Annotated in this window: 22 protein-coding genes and 1 pseudogene; 17 read left to right on the forward strand and 6 right to left on the reverse strand. The window is 30.3% G+C overall.

The window, feature by feature from the left end:
• Positions 1–11 precede the first annotated feature (11 nt).
• Positions 12–1,049, forward strand: a complete 1,038-nt coding sequence (locus PZA12_RS12630; protein WP_206492989.1) for a cytochrome b5 domain-containing protein — start codon at positions 12–14, stop codon at positions 1,047–1,049.
• 105 nt (positions 1,050–1,154) lie between these two features.
• On the opposite strand, the gene PZA12_RS12635 is transcribed toward PZA12_RS12630, so the two are convergent.
• Positions 1,155–1,700 (reverse strand): hypothetical protein, encoded by a 546-nt coding sequence (locus PZA12_RS12635; RefSeq protein WP_078115604.1) that lies wholly within the window; start codon positions 1,698–1,700, stop codon positions 1,155–1,157.
• A gap of 350 nt (positions 1,701–2,050) precedes the next feature.
• Between PZA12_RS12635 and PZA12_RS12640 the strand changes: the two genes are divergently transcribed.
• Positions 2,051–2,608 (forward strand): NUDIX hydrolase, encoded by a 558-nt coding sequence (locus tag PZA12_RS12640; RefSeq protein ID WP_077843630.1) that lies wholly within the window; start codon positions 2,051–2,053, stop codon positions 2,606–2,608.
• Between the two features lie 173 nt (positions 2,609–2,781).
• The gene (locus tag PZA12_RS12645) at positions 2,782–3,309 is read left to right on the forward strand and encodes a 2'-5' RNA ligase family protein (RefSeq protein WP_078115603.1); all 528 of its coding nucleotides are present in this window, start codon (positions 2,782–2,784) and stop codon (positions 3,307–3,309) included.
• 105 nt (positions 3,310–3,414) lie between these two features.
• On the opposite strand, the gene PZA12_RS12650 is transcribed toward PZA12_RS12645, so the two are convergent.
• Together PZA12_RS12650 and PZA12_RS12655 are read right to left on the reverse strand one after the other, a co-directional pair.
• Positions 3,415–4,191, reverse strand: a complete 777-nt coding sequence (locus tag PZA12_RS12650; protein ID WP_078115602.1) for a YibE/F family protein — start codon at positions 4,189–4,191, stop codon at positions 3,415–3,417.
• Positions 4,192–4,195: 4 nt separating this feature from the next.
• A pseudogene (locus tag PZA12_RS12655) lies at positions 4,196–5,356 on the reverse strand (YibE/F family protein).
• 297 nt (positions 5,357–5,653) lie between these two features.
• Between PZA12_RS12655 and PZA12_RS12660 the strand changes: the two are divergent.
• From PZA12_RS12660 to PZA12_RS12670, 3 genes are all read left to right on the forward strand, one after another.
• Positions 5,654–6,676, forward strand: coding sequence for a hypothetical protein (locus PZA12_RS12660; RefSeq protein ID WP_078115600.1), 1,023 nt, complete (start codon positions 5,654–5,656; stop codon positions 6,674–6,676).
• 702 nt (positions 6,677–7,378) lie between these two features.
• Complete coding sequence (gene argF, locus PZA12_RS12665) at positions 7,379–8,374, forward strand: ornithine carbamoyltransferase (protein ID WP_103699378.1); 996 nt, start codon at positions 7,379–7,381, stop codon at positions 8,372–8,374.
• A gap of 228 nt (positions 8,375–8,602) precedes the next feature.
• The gene (locus PZA12_RS12670; protein ID WP_103699379.1) at positions 8,603–9,973 is read left to right on the forward strand and encodes an MATE family efflux transporter; all 1,371 of its coding nucleotides are present in this window, start codon (positions 8,603–8,605) and stop codon (positions 9,971–9,973) included.
• 125 nt (positions 9,974–10,098) lie between these two features.
• Here the strand turns inward: PZA12_RS12670 and PZA12_RS12675 are convergent, their stop codons facing one another.
• Positions 10,099–10,377, reverse strand: coding sequence for a GNAT family N-acetyltransferase (locus PZA12_RS12675; RefSeq protein WP_103699380.1), 279 nt, complete (start codon positions 10,375–10,377; stop codon positions 10,099–10,101).
• Between the two features lie 624 nt (positions 10,378–11,001).
• Here PZA12_RS12675 and PZA12_RS12680 point away from each other — a divergent pair.
• The 7 genes from PZA12_RS12680 (at position 11,002) to rnfB (ending at position 16,600) form a co-directional block, all read left to right on the forward strand.
• Positions 11,002–11,412 carry a SoxR reducing system RseC family protein gene (locus tag PZA12_RS12680; protein ID WP_012058662.1) on the forward strand — a complete coding sequence of 137 codons (411 nt, stop codon included), beginning with the start codon at positions 11,002–11,004 and terminating at the stop codon, positions 11,410–11,412.
• 179 nt (positions 11,413–11,591) lie between these two features.
• On the forward strand, positions 11,592–12,905 hold the full coding sequence (gene rsxC / locus PZA12_RS12685; RefSeq protein ID WP_103699122.1) for an electron transport complex subunit RsxC: 1,314 nt from the start codon (positions 11,592–11,594) through the stop codon (positions 12,903–12,905).
• A 16-nt stretch (positions 12,906–12,921) separates the two neighbouring features.
• Positions 12,922–13,959, forward strand: a complete 1,038-nt coding sequence (locus tag PZA12_RS12690) for an RnfABCDGE type electron transport complex subunit D (protein ID WP_103699123.1) — start codon at positions 12,922–12,924, stop codon at positions 13,957–13,959.
• 4 nt (positions 13,960–13,963) lie between these two features.
• Entirely contained in the window at positions 13,964–14,530 is a 567-nt protein-coding gene (locus tag PZA12_RS12695; protein ID WP_077843640.1) for an RnfABCDGE type electron transport complex subunit G, read from the forward strand.
• A 1-nt stretch (position 14,531) separates the two neighbouring features.
• Positions 14,532–15,155 carry an electron transport complex subunit RsxE gene (gene rsxE, locus PZA12_RS12700; RefSeq protein WP_077840646.1) on the forward strand — a complete coding sequence of 208 codons (624 nt, stop codon included), beginning with the start codon at positions 14,532–14,534 and terminating at the stop codon, positions 15,153–15,155.
• On the forward strand, positions 15,155–15,730 hold the full coding sequence (locus PZA12_RS12705) for an electron transport complex protein RnfA (protein ID WP_012058667.1): 576 nt from the start codon (positions 15,155–15,157) through the stop codon (positions 15,728–15,730). Before rsxE ends, PZA12_RS12705 begins: the two co-directional genes overlap by 1 nt.
• Before the next feature lie 18 nt (positions 15,731–15,748).
• Positions 15,749–16,600, forward strand: a complete 852-nt coding sequence (gene rnfB, locus PZA12_RS12710; RefSeq protein WP_077843641.1) for an RnfABCDGE type electron transport complex subunit B — start codon at positions 15,749–15,751, stop codon at positions 16,598–16,600.
• A gap of 169 nt (positions 16,601–16,769) precedes the next feature.
• Here the strand turns inward: rnfB and PZA12_RS12715 are convergent, their stop codons facing one another.
• On the reverse strand, positions 16,770–17,300 hold the full coding sequence (locus PZA12_RS12715; RefSeq protein ID WP_077843642.1) for a Gx transporter family protein: 531 nt from the start codon (positions 17,298–17,300) through the stop codon (positions 16,770–16,772).
• Positions 17,293–17,682, reverse strand: a complete 390-nt coding sequence (locus tag PZA12_RS12720; RefSeq protein WP_012058670.1) for a NusG domain II-containing protein — start codon at positions 17,680–17,682, stop codon at positions 17,293–17,295. Before PZA12_RS12720 ends, PZA12_RS12715 begins: the two co-directional genes overlap by 8 nt.
• A 335-nt stretch (positions 17,683–18,017) precedes the next feature.
• On the opposite strand from PZA12_RS12720, the gene PZA12_RS12725 reads away from it, so the two are divergent.
• From PZA12_RS12725 to PZA12_RS12740, 4 genes are all read left to right on the forward strand, one after another.
• Positions 18,018–19,016 carry a LacI family DNA-binding transcriptional regulator gene (locus PZA12_RS12725; RefSeq protein ID WP_078115597.1) on the forward strand — a complete coding sequence of 333 codons (999 nt, stop codon included), beginning with the start codon at positions 18,018–18,020 and terminating at the stop codon, positions 19,014–19,016.
• A 272-nt stretch (positions 19,017–19,288) separates the two neighbouring features.
• Entirely contained in the window at positions 19,289–20,125 is an 837-nt protein-coding gene (gene kduI / locus PZA12_RS12730; protein ID WP_103699124.1) for a 5-dehydro-4-deoxy-D-glucuronate isomerase, read from the forward strand.
• Positions 20,126–20,587: 462 nt separating this feature from the next.
• On the forward strand, positions 20,588–21,610 hold the full coding sequence (locus PZA12_RS12735) for a 2-keto-3-deoxygluconate permease (RefSeq protein ID WP_077842525.1): 1,023 nt from the start codon (positions 20,588–20,590) through the stop codon (positions 21,608–21,610).
• Between the two features lie 358 nt (positions 21,611–21,968).
• Positions 21,969–24,914: an EAL domain-containing protein gene (locus PZA12_RS12740; RefSeq protein WP_103699125.1), complete on the forward strand. Its 2,946-nt coding sequence runs from the start codon at positions 21,969–21,971 to the stop codon at positions 24,912–24,914.
• Positions 24,915–24,918: the final 4 nt, after the last annotated feature.

The following is a 24,918-nucleotide window of genomic DNA, read 5'->3' on the forward strand; positions in this document are numbered from 1 at the left end:
GAGAGGTATTTATGTCTATTTATTTTGATTTAAAAACTATTAATGAACTTACAGGAAGCAATTCGTATAGGCAGCCTAAAGAACTTACATTAGATGATTTATCACAATATGATGGAAGAGGAGGAAAACCTGCGTATGTAGCTATAGAAGGTGTCGTTTATGATGTAAGCAATGAATCAAATTGGAGCGGAGGGACACACTATGGTCTTAATGCAGGTCAAGATTTAACAGACCAATTTAATTCTTGTCATGGAATGATGCAAATTCTTAATAATGCACCTAAAGTTGGCATATTAGTAGATGATAATAACATGAGTAACATGAATTTTGATATCAATGAAAATATGAAGAGGCAAGTTAAGCAAAATACATCGAATTTTAGACCAGATGATTGGATTAGATATGTTGAGCCAATAGTGAGTTATTCTTTGAGTGACAATAATCAGGGAACTGGATTGCAAGGTGCTGGAGCACGACGCTCATATCAAAAAGCTATTTTACTAGGAGTGCTTGTTGGCTTAGGAAGAACTCCTCAGGAAGCAATTACACAAGTTCAACAGTGGCAGAATACAGGAGCAACTACTTTATTAGGAGGACCAAGTACCGGAGGAACAACAAGCGGTGGCACAGGAACTGGAGGAACAACAGGCGGTGGCATGGGAACTGGAGGAACAACAGGCGGTGGCATGGGAACTGGAGGAACAACAGGCGGTGGCATGGGAACCGGAGGAACAACAGGCGGTGGCATGGGAACTGGAGGAACAACAGGCGGCGGCATGGGAACTGGAGGAACAACAGGCGGCGGCATGGGAACTGGAGGAACAACAGGCGGCGGCATGGGAACTGGAGGAACAACAGGCGGCGGCATGGGAACTGGAGGAACAACAGGCGGCGGCATCGGAACTGGAGGAACAACAGGCGGTGGCATGGGAACTGGAGGAACAACAGGCGGTGGCATGGGAACCGGAGGAACAACAGGCGGTGGCGCAGGAACTGGAGGCACCACTAGAGGTGAATCAATAGTAAGAAATAGACTTTTTTTTGATTAGATTAAATATTAAAAGCATAAAGGATGTGATATTATTCATATCCTTTTTGAGCATAAAGATAAGTTTGTTTAGTATATTAATTTACAATATAGATTTTACTTATGATTAAACTAACATTCTTTCAATTTTGTTGATTAATTCCATAGGTAAATCACCTCTTAATGATCTTTCTAGCAAATTTGGATTTTTTATGTCATTTGTTAATAGAAATTTTTCTATTAGCGCTGCTTCTTTTTTTCTGTTAGGATCTAATTGATAGAGTACATACCAATCTTCCAAGGACATTAAAGGAATATCTATCCCATTAATTTTCGTTGATTCTGAGATTGAATCAGAATGAAAAATATATTTGAACGTACCATCTCTATGATTAATCTTTAATCCAGCTATTATGTTAATCTCAGAGCCTTCTATAATAGATCTATAAAAATATTTTGGTGAATATAATTTGCTTTCTTTGTTTGGTTTTTCATTGTTTATACCTTTAAGCATTTCATCAATTTTTTCAATATCGTTTATATCAATAAAAATATATATATCATTTAGGCTATCTAAAAGTCCAAAGTTACTTAGTAAGACTGATCCTCCTACACCCCAAACGATATTTAAATTATTAAGCTTATTTCCTATATAACTCAATGCTTTAAGCATTTTTTTCACCTCTTGAATTTATATTAATATAGATTATTGATGTTAATAATATTATTAATATTTAAAAAAAATTTATTCATTAGAGCACAAAATATAAATAATGACCTATTTAGGGGAATAAGTCATTATTTACACCTTTGTTAGCATTTATATAATTATTAATTATGGGGAGAAATAATAATAATTAAATTACTATCTCAAATATAATATATATCATTATTGTGTCAATAGTATGTCAAATATGAAATAATACCCAGTTTTGAAACCTACTAAGTATTAACTTGAAACACTTCAAATATATGGTATAGTAGTTTATAGAATATATAAAATTAGTGAGAGTGAGATAAATTATGGAGTGGATTGATGCAGTAAAGGATTATAATCCTTGTAATGAGCAGGAAATGAAGGATAAGGAAATTATATTAAAGTATTCTAGCATATTTGATGATATTTTAACTAGAGATAATGAAATTATACATATGACAAGTTCAGCATTTGTGATTAATAAAGCTAGAAGCAAGGTTTTAATGGTTCATCATAATATATATAATTCATGGGCATGGACTGGTGGCCATGCTGATGGAGAGAAAGATTTATTGTCTGTTGCTATTAAAGAAGCAGGAGAGGAGACGGGGGTAAAAAATTTAATACCTGTTAATAATGAAATAGCCTCAATAGATATTTTACCTGTCTTTGGACATGTAAAAAAAGGAATATTTGTTTCTCCGCATTTACATGCTTCTCTAGCATATATTATTGAAGCTGATGAAACTGAGAAGCTTATTGTTAAGCCAGATGAAAATAGTGCTGTTAAATGGATACCTATTGATGAAATAAATTTATTTTCTAATGAACAACACATGAAAAAAGTTTATGATAAAATAGTTTTTAAGATAAAGAATTTATAGTTATTGAGATATGCATGGAAATGCCTTCGGCACATAAATTTGATAGGATAATAATAACGATAAATATTTACATAATATTTTATTGTAATGAAAAAATAGAATTGTGAATGAGAATTTGATTATAAGCTATAAACTTAATTACAGTAAGTTTGATTATGTAAGGAGAAATAGATATGAGATATGTAATAGTTTCTGTAGTACACGGTGAAGCAGGAGATTTTAATAATAATTTAAGAAAAGAACTTTTTAGAAATTTTAAAGCAAAATCATCTAAACTTCCTGCACATTTTACAATTAAGGCACCTTTTGAATATGATGATGGAATTGCAGATTTAAATAATGCTCTCGATGAATTTATTAAAGTGGAAAAAGCAGAGCCATTTACAATTGATGGATATGATCATTTTAATGATAGGGTAATTTTTATGAAGGTAAATATGTCTAAGGAGGCAAAAGAAGTTCATGATAGACTAATCGATAAAATGAATGAGATACCATATATTAAATTTGATAAAAAAGATGGCAAAAATAAAACTTTCCATGTGACCTTGGCATCAAAGAATTTAAAATTTATTTATGATAAAGTTTGGGATTACATTCATCGATATAATTGCGAGTTTAAGTGTAGCTTCGATAATATAACTATTTATAAATGGGAAGAAGGAACTTGGAAATTATATAAGGAATTTAGATTAAGTTAATTTAACTACAATTGAAGGATATAGAGATAAAAAACTATTTTGTTGTTTAACTATTTAAAAGGATAGATAGACAACAAAATAGTTTTTTATTTTTTAAAATAATATTTATACGGTCATATTTTTCGTTGAGTGCATGTTTAAAACTAAAAGTCTTGAAGATATTAATGCAGTGATAGGAATGATAAGAATAATACCTATGCCACAGCTTAAAACTTGAAATACTTCAGAGCAAAAAACTTTTTCATTTATAATAGTAGAGATAGGGTAATTAAGTTCATTAAAATATATTATTAATGTCATAAATCCGCTTATGTATGCAAAGAGAAGGGTATTAGTCATAGTTCCTAAGATATCTTTGCCAATATTCATTCCAGATTTAAATAAGCTATTCTTACTTGACATAGGATCATTCTTATAAATTTCATTCATTGATGATGATATTGATATAGATACATCTATAATTGCTCCCAATAATCCAATTAGAATTTCACATATTACAATCTTTGAAAAGTTCAATTGAACATATAGAGATAGGAAGGCAACAGTTTCAGCCTGTTCATTGCTAAAACCCTGTATTTGGGCATTCATACTCATATTATATGTTATAAACATAACTAGGAAAATAACTATTATAACAGATAATAAAGAAGATAATGTTTTTTTATTAAATCCGTTAATAAAAAATAAGCTAAAAAAGCTAATGAAAATTGCACAAACAAAAGTAACTTTAATAGGATCAATTTTTGCACCAATTAGAATAAGCATAAAGAAAAAAGTAAAGAAATTTAAGATTAAAGTAAAAAATGATTTAATTCCTCTTGTGCCTCCAACAATTGTCATAAGGATAAATAAAATAATTAATAATATTAGTATTATATTCATGATCTTAAACTTCTCCAATCTTATGTTTTTTTAGAATAGCAATAGATGTAAAAATTGTTATCGGAATACTTAAAACTATTCCTATACTTCCAATAAGCGCTCTCATAAATTCTAGAGAAAGATTTATATTTATAATATAAGTTATAGGTAACCCGTTTCTAAGCAGAAGTAATATTATTGGCATACTACCACTTAGATAAGCAAAAACTAGTGTATTTGACATTGTTCCCATAATATCTTGTCCAATTTCTCGAGCAGATTTAATTATGGACTTACTATCAATATTGGGATTTTTATCATAAAGCTCATCTATGGCAGAAGATATAGAAATTGCAATATCCATTATTCCACCTAGTGTACCTATAATAAGTTCAATGAAAAATATCTTTTCTGGAGGATGAGTTAGAAACTCCATTTCTTCAAAGTGAATTCCACTCCAATTATTTAACTTAATCACAATACCAGCTATTAGCATGGAGGTTAAAGTACCTACTAAAGTTCAAATTATGGCTGAAGCTGTTTTTTTATTTTTTCCTGATACTATAAATAAAGAAGCAATTATAAAAAGTATACTTCCTATTATAGAAAGTATAGCTAAGTCATAACCTTTGGAAAATAGACCAATTATTGAAAATACAATTAAAATATTAACAACAACACTTACTAAAGATTTAAAACCTTTTATTCCTCCAACGAGCAATATCAGAGCTATAAAAATGTTTATCATATAAATAACATATTTGTCCCTCTTTAGATCTAGAATTTTTGCAGAAGTTATTTCATTATTATCGTTACTTTGCAGAGATATAAAAATTTCATCATTTACTTTTAAATCTAAGTCGTTAACTTGAGAAAATGATGTTGTATTATTAAGTTCAATGGAATTTCCTTTAAACGTACCATTCATAATAATAGCTTCAATTTTTTGATTTTTCATAGGTTCTATTTTTCCAGTAGAATTTTCTTCTTTGGATTCATTTTCGGTTATTGATGTTATTTTAGCTATTGGATTTCCATATAAATTTTCATTAGTAGAAATAAAAAACAAACTAGCTAAAGATACAACAATTAAAATTAATATAATTAAAACAGTCTTTTTATTAGGTTGTTTACCTATATTTGCATCTAATTTAAATAAGTACTTATTTAATAAATTCTTAGTCATACACCTGTAGCTCCCTTAAAATACATAATTATAACAAATTGTAAATTTACATTCTAAAAAATTATACTCTTATAAAGTTGTGTAATCAATCATATTATGATCAAAAAATATAAAGTTACTAATTATTTGATTTTACATAATAAGATAAGTAATTATGGAATTTTTTTATTCTTGTAACATTTTTGACTAAATTCTGTGACAAAACTGTAAAAATTATCTTATATAATTTAAGAAAACATAAGTTAATACAAAAATAATTGGACTATAGAATAACATATTTGAAAGGATGTAATTTAAATGAAAAATAAAAGTATTAAGAGTAAAGTTATGACAGGCGTTATTTTAGCGAGTATGGTAATATCTGCAAGTACAGGAGTATTTGCAGCAGATTCTTTAAATGTTTCAAACAATAAGTCAGCAGTTCAACATCAAGGTAGAGAGAATGGTTTCCAAACAAAATTAGATTCTTTAGTAGCAGCAGGATCTATAACTTCAGATCAAGAAACTGCTATAAAAGAAGCACTAATGCCACAAGGTGGATTTAAAAATGGAGTATATAAGGATTTCTTTAAAACTAAATTATCAGATTTAGTGACAGCTGGAACAATAACAGCAGATGAACAGACAGCGATAGAAACAGCACTTGAAAATACTAAGGGAAACTTTAAAACAGTTTTAGATAATCTAGTAACAAATGGCACACTAACTTCAGACAAAGAGACAGCAATAGAAAATGCATTAAAGCCAGAAGCTAGAAATGGAGGACATAAAGATTTCTTTAAGACTAAGCTATCAGATTTAGTGACAGCTGGAACAATAACAGCAGATGAACAGGCGGCGATAGAAACAGCGCTTGAAAATACTAAAGGAAACTTTAAAACAGTTTTAAATAATCTAGTAACAAATGGCACACTAACTTCAGACAAAGAAACAGCAATAGAAAATGCATTAAAGCCAGAAGCTAAAAATGCAGGACATAAAGATTTCTTTAATACTAAACTATCAGATCTGGTAACATCTGGAGTGATAACAGCAGATGATCAGACAGCAATAGAAACAGCATTTAAAGATGCAAAAGGAAATTTCAAAACAGTTTTAGATAATTTGGTAACAGCTGGAACATTAACTTCAGACAAAGAAACAGCAATAGAGAATGCGTTAAAACCACAAGAAAAGCAATTAGGAGAAAAAGATAAATCTAAAGGAATTGAAAAATATAAAGAGATGATAAACACTAAATTAGATGGATTAGTAACAGCAGGAACAATAACAACTGATCAAGAAACAACTATAATAGAAGCTCTTACACCTTCTAAATAAAGTTGAATTAATATTAATATGTTATAATATTTAACAAATATCGTATACGGTTATAAAAAATAATAATTAAAGAAGGGAGTATCGCAAAATGGTTATATTTTAATCATGAACGATGCTCCTTTTCGTTCACGACTTGACTTGTTAGAATCCTAAATGAAAAAGTGTTATTTAAATATGGAGTATAAATAAATAGTATTAAAATATTGAATAATAATACTATTTATTGTATAATTATTCATATAATAAAAAATATATGGATTAAATAAAAAATTATTACGTAAATTTAAGTTATATATTGTTTATAAATAGATAAACAATTTAAGAATTAGACTTATTAGATGAACATATTTACAAAGTTGCTAAAACTTTAAGCTCATATCTTCACAAGAAATCATAAATATATTTGTGAAGAAAACATTTGAAAATGAGCTGTTAAAGGTTCTTAGCTGTAGGTTGTTCCATTTTAGCTTGTCAAACTGAAAGTTGGAGCATGCTAAAGTGGATACAACCTGCTGCTTAGAACCTTCAGCGATATTTTCATAGCTTTTCGGAATCAAAATATTTATGATTTCGGTAAGTTATCACATAAGTCTAGTTTTAAAGTTGGACATCTATATTATGTATAAACTTATTTACAGTATATATACTAAATAAAATAGATTTTTTATTTATAAAAATATTATAAATAGAAGGAGAATGAGCATGGCAGTAAATTTAAGGGGAAGAAGTTTTTTGAAGTTATTGGATTTTAAACCAGAAGAGATTAGATATTTATTAGATTTGTCTAAGGAATTAAAAATGTTAAAAAGAACTGGAATTTTACATGATAAGTTGAAAGGTAAGAACATAGTACTATTATTTGAGAAGACATCTACAAGAACAAGATGTTCATTTGAAGTGGCTGGAAGAGATTTAGGGATGGGGGTTACATACCTAGATTCAGCAGGATCTCAAATGGGGAAAAAAGAAAGTATTGCAGATACAGCAAGAGTTCTTGGGAGAATGTATGATGGAATAGAGTATAGAGGTTTTAGTCAGGAAATAGTTGAAGAATTGGCTAAGTATGCAGGAGTTCCAGTATGGAATGGATTAACTGATGAATTTCATCCAACTCAAATGATTGCAGACCTTCTAACAATAGAAGAAAAACTTGGAAGATTAAAAGGCGTTAATTTTGTATATATGGGTGATGCAAGAAATAATATGGGAAACTCTCTCATGGTAGCTTGTGCAAAGATGGGCTTAAATTTCACTGCTTGTGCACCTAAAGAGTTATTTCCATCAGAAAAGTTAGTGGAAAAATGCAAGGAAATAGCTCAGGAAGTTGGAGGTACGATAACTTTAACAGAAGATGTTAATAAAGGAACTAAAAATGCAGATGTGATCTATACTGATGTATGGGTATCAATGGGTGAACCAGATGAAGTTTGGGAGAGCAGACTAAAATTGTTGAGCCCATATCAAGTAAACAAAGATGTTATGAATAATGCAAATGAAAACGCAATATTTATGCATTGTTTACCAGCTTACCATGATCTAAAAACTAAGGTAGGAAAAGATGTAGGAGAAAAATTTGGCATGACTGCATTGGAAGTTACTGATGAAGTATTCGAAGGAAAACAATCTGTGGTATTTGACGAAGCAGAAAATAGAATGCATTCTATAAAAGCGATAATGTTAGCAACAATTGGTGCATAAATTAACCAAAGTTAATGAGAAGTAGAAGACCTTTTTCATAAGAAAAATGATAATGTATTATTTTTCTTATGGATAAGGTTTTTTGTTTTTTATCGTATTAAAAGTTATGATTAAATTTGGTAAAAATCACAAAGAATGATGTAATATCTTTTTTTCATATTAGAATATGAGATAATAGATAAATGGAATAATTAATGTAATTAATTGACGTAAGGGGGAAATGGCAAAATGGGTTGTAAGATAAAAGATATGACAGAAGGAAAACCTTCAAAGCTTATTTTTATTTTTGCATTACCATTAATATTTGGTAATATATTTCAGCAACTATATACAATCGTGGACACTATAGTTATAGGTAAGTTTATAGGTGTTGAAGCCTTAGCGGCTGTAGGTTCAGGCGCGTGGCTTAATTGGATGGTAATAGATATGATAATTGGTTTTACACAGGGCTTTTCTATACTGATTTCACAATATTTTGGGGAAAATAACATAAAAAAATTACGTAAAACTGTTACAATGGCCATAATACTTGCAATTATTCTAGGAATTCTTATGACAACAATATCATTACTTGCTGTTAGACCTATATTGATAATGCTAAATACTCCAGAAAATATTATTAACGATTCACTTTCTTTTCTACTAGTTGCTTTTTGTGGAATACCTGCAATTTTAGCATATAATACGTGTTCAGCCATATTAAGAGCTTTAGGAAACAGTCGTACGCCACTTATTGCTATGGTTATAGCATCAGCAATTAATGTATTATTAGATATTTTGTTTGTAGTTGTATTCAAGTGGGGAATTAAGGGACCTGCTATAGCAACTGTAATAGCACAAATATTTTCGGTTTTATATTGTGTAAATAGTGTGCGGAAGTTATCAATACTAAAAATTACTGCTGAAGAATTTAAAATCGATATGTTTATGATAAGAAAATTAATTTTTTTAGGTACTCCAATATCATTTCAAAATGGAATTATAGGATTTGGTGGTCTTGTTGTTCAATACGTTATAAACGGTTTTGGATTTATATTTGTAGCAGGATTTACAGCGACAAATAAACTTTATGGAATACTGGAATTAGTAGCAGTTGCATTAGGCTATGCAATGTCCACATTCACAGGTCAAAATTTAGGAGCAAAAAAATATGACCGTATACGTAAAGGAATGAATTCAGCTTTAAAAATGACTGTTGGAACGTCCATTGCTCTTTCTCTAATTATATTTTTCTTTGGACGTTATTTTGTAATGATGTTTATATCTGGAAGTCCAGCAGAAGTTGAGTCAGTAACAGATGTGGCACATAAATATTTGAAGGTCATGAGTAGTATGTTATTTATATTATATATGCTTCATATTTATAGAAATGCATTGCAAGGGATGGGCGACACTATTATACCAATGATTTCTGGAATCGTTGAACTCTGCATGCGCATTTCAGTAGCACTCTTTTTGCCATTATTAATAGGAGAAACAGGGATCTATTTTGCAGAAGTGGCTGCTTGGCTTGGAGCTGAATTGATTTTGATGATTGCATATTATATAAGAGTAAAAAAACTCGGCGGTGAAGATTTGGAAAAAAACTTAGAATGTTAAGAAACATACAACTTAATTATACAAAAATTATGCACCAAATTAGAGAGAGTTTTCTATAGCAACTCTCTCTAATTAATTTTTATCTATTTCTAAATAAGCAAAGATACTCATGAAAAGTTAAAATTTTATTTGAACCAAACATCTTCATATTCTTTATGCGAAACAAACTCCTCTTCTGCAAACCAACATTGTGGTATTATCTTTTTGTTATGTTGTCTAGCAAAATCCACGACCATTTTAACAAGTTGCTGACCGATATTTTTCCCTCTAAGTTCTGGTGATACAAAAGTATGATCAAGTATAATATTATTTTCTCCACTATCTATATATGTTACTACAGCTTTTATATTATCTTCGTTATCCCCGATGTAAAATTTATGATTACCTTCCTTAATCTCAACCAAAATAATTCTCCTTTCTACTTCTAAGTAAAGTTCAAATTTATTTATTAAAACTATTATACTTTAATAGTTTATCCAAAAGCTAAAAATAATCCACAAAATTTAAACATTAAAGATTTTATTTATCATCTATATGTCAACTCAATTAACTAATAGAGAAACTCAGAATACATATTTCAAATTAAAGAGCGAGTTTTATTATTTAGTAAAAGATCTATTAAATGTTAAACTATGTTAAAAAAATATCAATCATATGCCTAAAATTTAATAAAGACATTGAAGTTAAATGAGTATTTCTTACACAGTAAAGATAGTCAATTGCTAATTAATGTTTAAGTAATAACTTATTTAAACATTAATCAGCAATTTGAATGTTAAAGAATTAACGGCTTAAAAATGTTAATTTAAAAACTATTCTTTAAATTAAAAATATAAAGGTTTATAATAAAACAAATACCAAATAATTCATTAATTAATAAGGTATTACATTTTATGTATTATATTGAATGTTATGAAAACGTATATTTGTGAGGTGATCTATTTATGCTATATTTTTTAACTGGATGAAAGTTAATAGAAACGTATTCGTGTAATAAGTTATAAGCAATTTTAAGGAGTTTGATAACGATGAAAACAGAACAAGGCCTAGTAATTGAGGTGGTTGGAAATTCCGCAAGAATTAAAGTTGGCAGACATAGTGATTGCAAAAACTGTGGTGCTTGCCCGGGAAGCGAAAGCCTAATCTTAGAAGCGAATAATAAAATAGGAGCAAAGCCAGGGCAAAGAGTGATTCTTGAAATAAAAGAAACCAATGTTCTGAGAGCAGCTTTTATTGTATTTATTCTGCCGTTAATTGCTTTATTTATTGGTGTGATGTTAGGAGGTTTTATAGGTCAATATATAGGAGTTAATAAATTTATGTTCCAAGTGATTGGTGGGGTAGTTATATTTGCTTTATCTATTGTTATTGTAAAACATTTCGATAAGGCAAGTGCTGCAAATGAAAAGTCCAAGCCAGTAATTATTCGCATTTTATGATAGATTTATTTCTCGATATTTAAATAAAAAATTGATGAACTATTATTTATTCAAGTATATATTACTTATATTGTAAATATTATTTACTTGTATTCTAAATATTATCTTACGAATTATTGTAGTTATGTAAATTTAATTGTAAATAATTTATTCTTAAGAGGTTTGTGAGGCGATTATTAATGTTAAAAAGTTTTCTCGGAGGAATTCATCCGAAGGACAGTAAAAAGTATACTTCTTATAAAGCCATTGAGTTACCACCATTACCTGAAACAGTAACTATTCCTATGAGCCAACATATTGGAGCACCATGTACACCTATAGTTAAAGTTGGAGATATAGTAAAAAAAGGACAGGTCATAGCAACTAGTGAAGCATTTATGCATAGTCCAATACATGCATCAATATCAGGAAAAGTTACAAGTATTGCAGAAATGCCACATACATCGTTAGTAAAATGCTTATCAGTTGTTATTAAAAGTGATGGATTAGACGAATGGGCCGATGGAATACCATTAGAACGTGATTGGGAAAAGCTTGAGAAGAAAGAAGTTCTTGACATTATAAAAAATGCTGGAATAGTTGGAATGGGTGGTGCTACATTCCCTACACACGTTAAACTTTCTCCAAACAAGGAAGTTGATACATTTATCGTAAATGCTGCTGAATGTGAACCATATCTGACAGCAGACTATAGAATGATGATTGAATATGCTGACCGTATAGTAACTGGAGTTAAGATAGTTATGAAAACACTAGGGGTTAGCAAAGGAATTATAGGAATAGAAGATAATAAACCAGAAGCAGTAAAAGTTATGAAAGAAGCCTTTAAGGGTACGTCAGTTGACATTGTAGCTCTTCCTACAAAGTATCCTCAGGGTGCAGAAAAGATGCTTATAAAAGTACTTACAAGTCGAGAAGTTCCATCGGGTGGATTGCCTATGGATGTTGGAGTTGTGGTACAAAATGTTGGTACAGTTATAGCTATTTATGATGCAGTAGTAAATGGAATTCCAATAATTCAAAGAGTAACTACTGTTTCAGGAGATGCAATTAAGGAACCTAAAAATCTATTACTAAGAATAGGAACAAGTTTTAAAGAAGCCATAAGTTATTGTGGTGGATTTAGCAAAACTCCAGAAAAGTTAATTATGGGAGGGCCTATGATGGGAATGGCTCAATTTTCATTAGATGTTCCTGTAATTAAAGGTGTATCTGGAATTCTAGCATTAAGTAAAGATGCAATAAATTCTGGTGAGGAGTCCCCTTGTATAAGATGTGGAAGATGTGTTGAGGCGTGTCCTATGGGTCTAATCCCAAGTATGCTAAGCATATTAGGTGAACGTCATAAATTTAAAGAGGCCAAAGAGGAATATAATTTGCTAAATTGTATTGAATGCGGAAGTTGTGTTTATACATGTCCTGCAAAACGTAACATAGTTCAGTATATAAAATATTCAAAATCACAAAATTTAGCAATGGCACAAAAAAAGTAAAGGAAGAAGGGGTAAAATGAGTTCCGAAATTGGAGTACAAGAAAGTAAAATGCAAGGAATTAAAGCAAAAGAAGCTGACACACAGGAAAATAGTTTTACTGTATCAGCATCTCCACATATTCGTTGTGATGAATCAATCTCAAAGATAATGTGGAATGTAAACATAGCATTAGCACCAGCTGCTATTTTTTCTATATATTATTTTGGTATTCCTGCATTAATAAACTTAGTTGTTGGTGCAGCTTCAGCAGTTGCTTTTGAATATTTGGTTCAAAAATTCCGCAAAAAGAAGATCACAGCATTTGATGGAAGTGCATTTTTAACTGGCTTATTGCTAGCTATGTGTGTGTCTCCAACGTTACCTGTTTATATGATAATAGCGGGTTCGTTTGTAGCCATTGTAATAGCCAAACATTCTATGGGTGGGCTTGGATATAATATTTTTAATCCGGCTCATATTGGAAGAGCAGCATTAATGGTATCTTGGCCAGTTGCAATGACAACATGGACAAAGATGACAACTTCAGTAGATGTTGTTAGCTCTGCTACACCATTGAACATATTAAAACAACAAGGATATTCTAAATTGATTGAAACTTTTGGTGGCAATACAGAATTGTATAAAGCTATGTTTATTGGAACAAGAAATGGAAGTGCAGGAGAAACTTCAACAATACTTCTTATAATTGGAGGTATTTATCTTATATATAAGGGATATATAAAGTGGCAAGTTCCTGTATGCATGATAGGAACAGTAGGAATAATAACTTGGATTTTTGGACCTTCAGGTTTATTTAGTGGTGATCCTATTTTCCATATGATGGCTGGAGGATTAATTATAGGTGCATTTTTTATGGCAACAGATATGGTTACAGCACCTATAACTTTAAAAGGGCAAATAATTTTTGCTGTAGGAGCTGGAGTAATAACGTCATTAATTAGATTAATAGGTGGTTATCCAGAAGGCGTTTGCTATTCGCTTTTACTTATGAATGCTGTAACACCACTAATAGATCGTTTTGTAAAGCCAAAACAATTTGGAGCAAGGGGGTAGTAAAATGTCCAATGAACATGCTATTAATAAGGAGTATTCTATTTTTCAGATAGCAATAAATTTAATAATAACTTGCTTGGCATCTGGTTTAATAATAGGACTAGTATATTATGTTACGGCACCAATTGCATCTGAAAAGAGAGAAATATCAAAACAAGAATCTATGAGAGCATTAGTTAGTGATGCCGATAGCTTCAAGGCTGTCCCAGATAAGGCTGATTGGTTTACAGCCGAAAAAGGCGGTAAAGTAATTGCATATGTAGTTCCAGGAGAAAGCAGAGGATATGGTGGAGAAATTAAAATGCTTGTAGCTATTACACCAGCTGGAGAAGTAATAGATTATAAGATACTAGCACATAATGAAACTCCAGGTCTAGGAGATAATGCTTCAAAAGAACCTTTTAGAAGTCAATTTAAAGGAAAAAAAGAAGCAAATTTAACAGTTACAAAAGATGCTTCTGATAAAGATGATATTCAAGCTATGACAGGCGCAACTATTTCATCTAGAGCTGTAACATTAGCTGTCAAAAATGCTGTGCATGAAGTAACAGAGTTTGCAGGAGGTAAATAATATGAAGGAAAAGTGGAAAATTTTTAGTAAGGGTTTGTACGATGAAAATCCAATATTTATGTTATGCTTAAGTCTTTGTCCTGCATTAGCTGTTACATCATCAGTGATCAATGGGTTAACTATGGGCTTATGTGTAACCTTTGTTATTACAAGCAATAATGTAGTTGTATCGCTTACAAGAAAATTTGTAAACCCAAAGGTTAGAGTACCGGTTTATATTACATTTATAGCTACTATAGTTACTGTTGTAGAACTTGCATTGCAGGCAATATCACCTGAATTATATAGTGCTCTTGGTATTTATTTAGACTTAGTAGTTGTTTTTGCTATAATACTTGCAAGAGCAGAGGTATTCGCATCAAAAAATAAAGTGTTTCCATCATTCTTAGATGGATTTGGAATGGGATGTGGTTTTACATTAGCTATGCTTTCAATATCTGTAATAAGAGAGCTTTTAGGAAGTGGATCAATTCTTGGGTTTAAAATACTAGGCTCATGGTACAACGCGCCTTTAATTATGATACTACCAGCTGGTGCATTTATACTAATAGGTTACATGATAGGAGCAATAAAGCTCCACAATGCACATAAAGAAGCTAAAAAAATAGAAGGAAGTGAAGCATAATGAGAGAGTATTTTACATTGTTTATAGGTGCGTTACTTGTAAATAATTTTGTTTTAACAAAATTTGTTGGGCTTTGTATATTTTTTGGAGTTTCTAAAAGTTTAGATGCATCAATAGGTATGGGAATGGCGGTTACCTCTGTTATAACTCTAAGTTCAATGTTAGCATGGGTTGTATATAATTTTGTACTTTTGCCATATCATTTGACATTCTTAACAACTATTGTTTTCGTAATACTTATAGCAAGTTTTGTGCAATTATTAGAATTAATTATAAAGAAACAAGCACCTACATTATACAGCATGTGGGGAATATATCTTCTTTTAATAGCAACAAACTGTATTGTATTATCAGTTCCATTATTAAGTGTTGAATCAAACTACTCGTTTGTAAAAAGTGTAGTGTTCTCAATTGGATCAGGAATGGGATTTGCACTGGCCTTAGTACTTATGGCAAGTTTAAGAGAAAAGCTGGTTTATGCAGATGTGCCAAAACCACTAGAAGGAACAGGAGTTGCTTTTATATTAGCAGGTATGTTGGCATTGGCATTCTTGGGATTTTCAGGAATGATATAAAGGAGATGAGTAAAGATTATGTTTACTGTTATAATGGTTTTAGTGGTCCTTGGAGGAATAGGTGCAGTTTTTGGTTTTATCTTAGCATTTGCAAATAGAAAATTTGCTATGGAGGTGAATCCACTAATTCATGAAGTAGAAGATATTCTTCCTAAAGGACAATGTGGTGCATGCGGCTATGCAGGATGTGCAGCATATGCAGAAGCAGTAGTTATGAAAGATGATGTTCCTCCTAATTTATGCGTTCCAGGAAAGGATGCTGTAGCAAAACTTGTAGCAGAAATTACAGGTAAAAAAGCAGAAGAAGTGGAACCAAGAATAGCGCATGTTAGATGCAAAGGAACAAGTGAAAAAGCAGCATTAAGTTATAAATACAAAGGAGTTCATGATTGTAAGGCAGCAAGCCTAATACAAGGAGGACCAAAAGGATGTAAGCATGGATGCATTGGATTTGGGACTTGCGTAAGCAGTTGTCCTTTTGGAGCCATGACAATGGGAGAAAATGGACTTCCAGTTGTGAATAGAAAAAAATGTACTGGTTGTGGTAAGTGTGAAGAATCATGTCCTAAAAATGTCATTCAAATGATATCAATGAATGCTAGAGTAAAAGTTGATTGTAATTCAAAAGATAAGGGAGCTATTGCTAGAAAGTTATGTAGTGCTGCTTGTATAGGCTGTGGACTTTGTGCAAAGAATTGTAGCTATGGAGCTATTCAAGTTCAAAATAATCTCGCAGTGGTGGATCAGAAAATATGTGCTGAAAAATGTAGTGAAGCAACATGTTTGGCAAAATGTCCAACAGGAGCAATAAAAGTTGCGAATGAATTAATTGCTAATAAAAATTCAGACACAGTAAAAGTGACAATTTAAAATTTACAGTATTTTATATTAAATTAAGATTTAATATAAAATATTTATTAAATGTATAGCCAGTAGAAATAAAAAAATGCATATTTCTGCTGGCTATACATTTTGTAATTAGTGGGGCATTGTAGTAAACGTATGAGGAAATTTTTATTATTAATGAAAGTGATAAAATTCATTGACTAATATTTAAATCATTAAAGAAAGGAAGCTTGGACATATGTTTGACTATAAAATTAGAAGTTATACCAATAAAAATACCTGTACCAATTCCGGCTATAGATAAAATTGGTAAATAAAGTGTAACTGCAATATTTTGAACTATAGTTGCAGCTACAATTAATTGTCCTACGTTGTGGAAAAATGCTCCAGCAGCACTTACACCTATTATACTAACTTTATCTTTCCCAATATTTTTTACGAAAATCATTGCATAATAACTAAGCAAGGCTCCAACTGCACCATACATAAGTGTAGAAAGATTTCCACCAAACATAGTTGAAAGAAGAAGCCTTAATATTATGATTAAAAAAACATCTTTTTTATTATTCAATATGTATAAAGCTATAACAGTAATTAAATTAGTTAAACCAAGTTTTGCACCAGGTGCAATAAATGGAACAGGAATCATACTTTCAATTGTATACAAAGCCAAAGCTTGTGATACTAGAATACCTATAAATACTATACGAAAAGTTTTATTCATTTAAACACCTCAAACTGTTTGCCATTATATCACTGCTTTTTATTTCAATCATAAGTTTATGTGGAAGGCAAACTATAATCTGGCCTGGCTCTGATATAAAGCCAGATCTAACGCATATTTTATCCTTGCAATCTGCATCTATTACTTTAATAGATTTATCTTTGACGTCTATTATATTATCACCGTATGAAGTTTTAATATCTATTTGGTCCTCACCTCTATGCTCAGATAAGTTGATTTTCTTATAAAATTTACCATCTATAGTTATCTCAGCATATGTTCCATTGTAATGTTTGCCCATTATTACCCCAAAAACAAGTTCAGGAATAAGTGATATACATAGTAGAATAACTATTATAATTATATCCCATTTTTTAAACATATTATTTCCTTCTTTAATCTATAAATTTATTATACATTTTTGCCAAAAATTCTAAAATATATTATGGTTAATATTGTATATTAAGTTAATTTTTAAATCAAGAAGTTAATCATATAAGTTTTAAACAATATAACGTATCCTTATATTAAAAATATTCACAAAGCTTGTAATTTACTAATTACTGCTATAAAATAATAAACAAGATTGTGAACACGTGTGTAATTATTGAGAGTAAAAGAAATTATTTATAACATCTAGCTAGATTTGCGTACTAAAAAGTAATTCTTTGCTTAGAGATAAAAGCGCTTTATTTATTAAGATTTTGGAGGATTAATATGGCTACTACGATTAAAGATATAGCAAAAGCACTAGGAATATCACATTCAACTGTTTCAAGGGTACTGACTGGATCTAAATCTGTAAATGAAAAGACCAAAGAGGCGGTACTCAATGCAGTTAAGGAGCTAAACTATATTCCTAATATGAGTGCGAGGAGTTTAAAGATAGATAAAGCTTATAATATTGGTGTATTTTTTTCAACTATAAGTAATGGAACCTCACCATTTGTATTTCAAACTGTTATAAATAATGTGTACAAGAATATAGACAAAAAGTATAATGTCATTGTTAAAGGAATAGATATGTATGAAGAAAATACTATAAATCCTAAGAATTATGATGGAATACTAGTAGTAAGTCAAAAAATAGATGATGATGATTTTATTAAAGAAATATTAGAGAAAGAGATACCTACTGTAGTCATAAATAGAAAGGTAGATCATGATGTTATAAATGTATATACAGATGAGAGTGTTGGGGTGTATAAAGGAGTAGAGGAATTGATAAAAAATGGTCATAAGGATATTGCAATAATAGAAGGAGCAATGAATTTCGATTCAACTAAAATGAGGCGAGATGGATACTTAAAAGCTTTTAATAACTATAATATTAAATTAAACAAAAATCTAGTGTTAAATGGAAACTTTACTGTAAAAAGTGGATATGAAAAAGCTAATGAATTAATAGAAATGAATGAACAGTTTTCAGCCATATTTGCTTTTAATGATGAAATGGCAACCGGGGCAATTAAAGCTATTACAGAGCATGGATTAAAGGTCCCAGAAGATATTTCAATACTAGGATTTGATGGGAATGAAATTGGCAGATTTATTACTCCAAGTATTACCACAATTAAAAGGCCTATAGGAGAAATAGCAAGAATTGCTACTGATCTACTTTTAAGATTGCTAAATAATGAACAAGATATAACAACTAAGAAAATATATATAGAATCAGAATTGGAACTAGGTAATTCAATTAAAGATTTAAATTAGAATAAATTATATAAAGCTATAGTGAAGCAAAAGTTTTCTTCGCTATAGCTTTTAAATTTAATTCAAAATGAGAACAAAAAACTATTGCAAATATTTACATAAGCGTATATACTTGTATTAAGAAATGAGGAACACGTGTGCCTAAAAGATTATATAATATTAAGGCTAGGAATTTTAGTAAAACCTTCTTGATAAAGTGTATATATAAACTTTGAATATTTTTTTACTCAATGAGGAACACGTGTGCCTAGAAATTGTAAGGAGAGATTATTATGCAAATGGAAATTAGATACTCAAATCATCCAGAAGACTCTAAGCACTATGATACAGAAACTTTAAGAAGACATTATTTAGTTGAAAAAGTATTTGTAAATGGAGAAGTAAATTTAGTTTATAGCCATAATGATAGAATCATATTTGGTGGAGTTACACCTATAAAAGAAACATTAAAGCTTGGAGCATCTAAAGAATTAGGAACAGATTACTTTTTAGAAAGAAGAGAACTTGGAGTTATTAATGTAGGTGGGGAAGGAACAGTTATAGCAGATGGAGTAGAATATAATCTAAATTATAGAGATGGATTATATGTTGGACAAGGCACTAAAAATATAGAATTTAAATCATCTGATGGAAAAAATCCAGCTAAGTTTTATATAAATTCTGCACCAGCGCTTAAATCATATCCAACAGTAAAAATAGATTTAGAAAAAGCTAATAAGATAAAATGTGGCGATGAAATAAACATGAATAAAAGAACAATAAACCAATATATTCATCCTGCAGTATGTGAAAGCTGTCAATTAGTAATGGGATTAACAATACTTGAGCCAGGAAGTGGATGGAATACAATGCCATGTCATACTCATGAAAGACGTATGGAAGTATATTTATATCTTGATGTACCTGAAGATCAAGCAGTAATTCATTTTATGGGTGAAGGACAAGAAACAAGGCATATAGTAATGAAGAATGAGCAGGCAGTAATTTCACCAAGCTGGTCAATTCATTCAGGCATTGGAACTCAGAATTATTCATTTATATGGGGAATGTGTGGGGAAAATATAACATTCGATGATATGGATACCATAAGAATACAAGACTTAAAATAATCAAAAGAATAAGTTTCTGCATACTAATTTCTAACTTATATTGATAATCATATAGTTTCAAAATGATAAGACATAGTTCTGATTAATATGGTAAGAGCTTAATGCAGAAACTTTATTATAGAAGGATAGTTTTAAGAAAAATACCATAGTACATGTATGATTACCTTAAAACTATCGTACATACGATAATATAAAAATTTAAATACAAATGATAGGTTGGCATTTTTAATGTAGAAATAAGTTTAAAATACAGTAAGTTAAAGGAGGAATGAAAATATAGAAATTTATAAGTAATTACTTATATAGCCATTGAAAACGTTATGATAAGTTAAATCTAATGGGAATTTACTTTGGTAGTTTTTTGCAAAAAATATTAGTATGAACAATGTTGTGTTATGAGTATATCAATACAAATGTAAACAGTTATGAGAGTTAAACTATAGTATTTAAGGAGTTGTTATTATGAAAATTAAACAAAATATTGAGAAAGTTCCTGGAGGTTTAATGATAGTGCCTTTATTTCTTGGAACATTACTAAAAACGCTTTCACCAGATGTTAATAAGTTTTTTGGAGGATTTACGGGGAATTTTTTAACTGGAACATCTGTAATTCTATTTATATTTTTTTTCTGCATAGGAACAACTATTGATCTACGTACATCAGGTTATATTGCAAAGAAAGGCATTTCATTATTGATAGGAAAAGTTTTATTTGCTTCATTATTAGGAGTCCTAATGTCACACATACTTCCAGCTAATGGAATACAAACAGGAATTTTATCTGGACTTTCGGTTTTAGCAGTTATTGCTGCATTTAATGAGACAAATGGTGGACTTTATCTAGCATTAATGACGACTCTTGGTAGAAAAGAAGATGCCGCTGGATTTCCGTTTATAAGTATAGAATCTGGACCTTTCATGACAATGGTAGCTATGGGCATTGCAGGAATTGCCTCATTTCCTTGGCAAACATTAGTTTCTACATTAATTCCATTTGCATTGGGTATTGCTCTCGGAACTTTAGATCATGATTTTCGTAAAATGTTTGCTCCAGTTGTTCCAGCTTTGATTCCATTTTTTGCATTTACTTTAGGATTTAGTTTGGATTTTGGAATGATTATTCAATCAGGATTTATGGGAATTATAATGGGTGTTGCAGTGGTAGCACTTTCAGGTGGACTATTATCTCTTATTGATAGATATTTAACTGGATCTGATGGTGTTGCAGGTTGGGCAGCATCATCAACTGCTGGTGCTGCTGTTGCGGTTCCTTATGCTATAGCGCAAGCAAATGCACAATTTGAACCAGTTGCAGCTTCAGCTACAGCAATTATAGCTACAAGTGTATTAGTGACATCAATATTAACTCCTATTGTAACTATGTGGTTTGAAAAAAGAGCACGGGCTAAGGGACTACCAATTAAGCCATCTAAGTATAATAAAAACATAAAAGCTGAGAGTAGTTTAAGTGAAATTTCTGTATAAAATATGTTAAATAAATTTATAAAAAGCTGTAGGCATATATTTGGCCTGCAGCTTTTTATAATGCATTTTAAAGTATTTAACCCAGAAAAATTACATATATTGTAATAATAAACTTGAATTTAAAATTTTAGTGAGATAAATGCTCATTAAGAGAAAACATAGAAGTTTTTTGCAGCATATATATTTCAATTAAGTAACCTATAATTTATCAGGGTGAAGATAGGCAGCTAAAGAATTGAAATGATTCAGTATAAATGGTAAAATATATATTAATATCATTATCTACCATTGATTTTTATATTAGTGAAAAGGTCCTAAATTAAAAAATATACAAATTAAATAATCAAGGAGCATTGCTATGAAGCTTACTTTTAGATTAAAATTATTCTTTTATTTTGTAGGAATTATATTGTCTATATCTATTCCGATTGCACTAATAACTTATAATTATATGTATAAATCCCTTAAAGAGCATCTATTTTCAAGCGCTAAAGCCCAAATGGTGCAGGTTGATAACAACTTTTCTAACATGTTAGGGCAAATAAAGTACAATGCTAAGTTTCTTGCAACTTATTCAGATGCAAAAAAAGCAGACCAATCTATTTCAGCTCTATTTAATATTCCTGATATTTTAATAAATAAAAAATACTCAAAACAAATACCTGGGATAGAGGGTACTATATATAATGTGCTCGAGGCTTATGGAACATCTCATCCAGAAACAACTTATGTGTACATTGGTACTAAATGGGGAGGTTATATTCAATGGCCTGATGGATTAAGTACTAATACATTTGATCCAAGGACAAGACCATGGTATTCTTTAGCATTATCAAATCCCGATGAAGTGGTAATTTCAGATCCCTACGTTTCGGCAGTTGATAATTCCAAAAATGTAATTATAAGTGCGTCAACAACAGTAAAAAATGAAGATGGAAGCATTGTCGGAGCTATGGGCATAGATTTAAGTTTGGAAAAGTTATCTGAAATAATAAGAAATATTAAGATTGGAGATACAGGTTATGTTTTTCTTTATTTAAAAGATGGAACGATGTTAGCTCACCCAGATATAGATTTAAAATTTAAAAATATATTACATTTAAATCAGTTAGGTTATACATATTCTCAAACAAATGAAGCTTCAAAATTTTCATTTGATAACTATGATAAATTTATAGATTTGGATAATGGAAGTTTTGAAACTTATATAAATGGAAATCCTGTTTTAGTTAATATTTATACATGTAAGGATACTGGTTGGAAGATGGCTTCAGTTATACCAAAAAGTGAATTGGAAAGCAAAGCTAGTAAGATGGGATATTTAATAATTATGATAACAGTGGGTGTTTTATTTCTTGCTATTTTCGTTACTCTCATTGTTACTAAGAAGGTAACAAAACCTATTACAGAATTAGTTCCTTTAATGCAAGCGGCTGGAAATGGAGATTTATCAGTAAAAGCTAGTATTAATTCAAATGACGAGTTTGGAAAGTTAGGAAGATCTTTCAACTTGATGATTGGTAAGTTATGTTCAAGCTATGAGGAATTATCATCAGTTTATGAGGAATTGCTAGCGACAGAAGAAGAATTAAGAGTACAATATAAGGAACTACAACAAAATGAGGAAGCACTTAGAGTGAGTGAAGAAAAATACAAACTTGCACTAGAATGTGCAAATGACTCGATTTGGGAATGGAATTTAGTTACAGATACATTCTTTGCTTCTGATAAATTAATTGATATTACTGGATACAAGTTGGATGAGATAAATAATTTGAGAAACTTTGTGTATGAGAATGTTCATTTAGATGATCTTGATAAAGTGAAAAAAGATTTCAAAGATCATATTAATCAGCTTACAGATGTTTATAGCTCTGAATTTAGAATAAGAACTAAGAGCAGTTCGTACGTTTGGATTCTCTCTTGTGGTAAAGCGTTAAGAGATTCTGAAGGAAAAGCTATAAAAATAACTGGTTCTATTAGAGATATTTCTGAAAGAAAGATTTCGGAGGATAGAATAAAATTCATGGCGTTTTATGATTCTTTAACAAAACTTCCTAATAGAACATTGTTTATGAATAGGCTAAATGAACAATTAAAATTATCTAATTACGCAAATAAACAAGGAATTGTATTTTTTATAGATCTAGATAATTTTAAGAATATAAATGATACTATGGGACACGAGTATGGAGATAAATTGCTAATAAGTTTAGCAAAACAGTTTGAAAATTTAATTGAAGAAAAAGATACAATATCTAGACTTGGTGGAGATGAATTTATATTGCTTCATCCTGATTCAAAAGAAGATGAAATACAAACTTATGCAAACAAGCTATTAGGTTTGTTCGATAAAGTATTCAAAATTGATAACAAGCATATGTATATAACCGCCAGTGTTGGAATAGCTTTGTATCCTAAAGATGGAAGGGATAGTAGTACAATTTTAAGAAATGCAGATGCTGCTATGTACAGGGCAAAGGAATTAGGTAAAAATAGATTTTCCCTTTTCGATCCAGAAATGTATCTAAGCCTTGAACGAAAGACTAACATAGAAAGAATATTAAGAACAGTAGTTGATAATAATGAACTTATCATTAACTATCAACCTCAGTATGATTTACAGGCAAATAAAATATTTGGTTTTGAAGCATTACTTAGATTAAATAGTAGGGAACTTGGTTTTATATCTCCTGCAGAGTTTATTCCAATAGCAGAGGAATCTGGATATATCACACAATTAACTTTATGGGTGCTTAAGGAATCTTGCAAACAAAGTGCTAAGTGGTTTGAAGCAGGCTATAAATTTAATAGCATAAGCGTTAACATCTCATCAGTTGATTTACAAGAGATAAATTTCTTAGATAATGTTAAAGAAATTATTGAAAGTTCATCTGTTAATCCGAATATGATTGAACTTGAGATTACTGAAACTGTTCTTATGAAATCCTTTGATTCTAGTATTGAAATATTAAAGAAATTAATGGACATGGGAATTAGAATTGCGCTTGATGACTTTGGCACGGGATATTCATCATTAAGCTATCTTAGAAGAATTCCTATAACTACATTAAAGATCGATAAATCATTTATAGACAATATTTCCTCAAATAAGAAAGAAGAAGCGATTATCAAAAATATTATTCAAATGGCACATAGTATGGAATTAAAAGTTATAGCTGAAGGAGTTGAGACTGAAGATCAGCTTTCGATACTTAAAAGAATGGAATGTGATTATATTCAAGGGTATTATTTTAGCAAACCTCTTCCTGCTAATCAACTTGAAGAGTTACTGGAAAGATAGAAAA

This window comes from Clostridium beijerinckii (genome assembly GCF_036699995.1).
Taxonomy (GTDB): domain Bacteria; phylum Bacillota; class Clostridia; order Clostridiales; family Clostridiaceae; genus Clostridium; species Clostridium helianthi.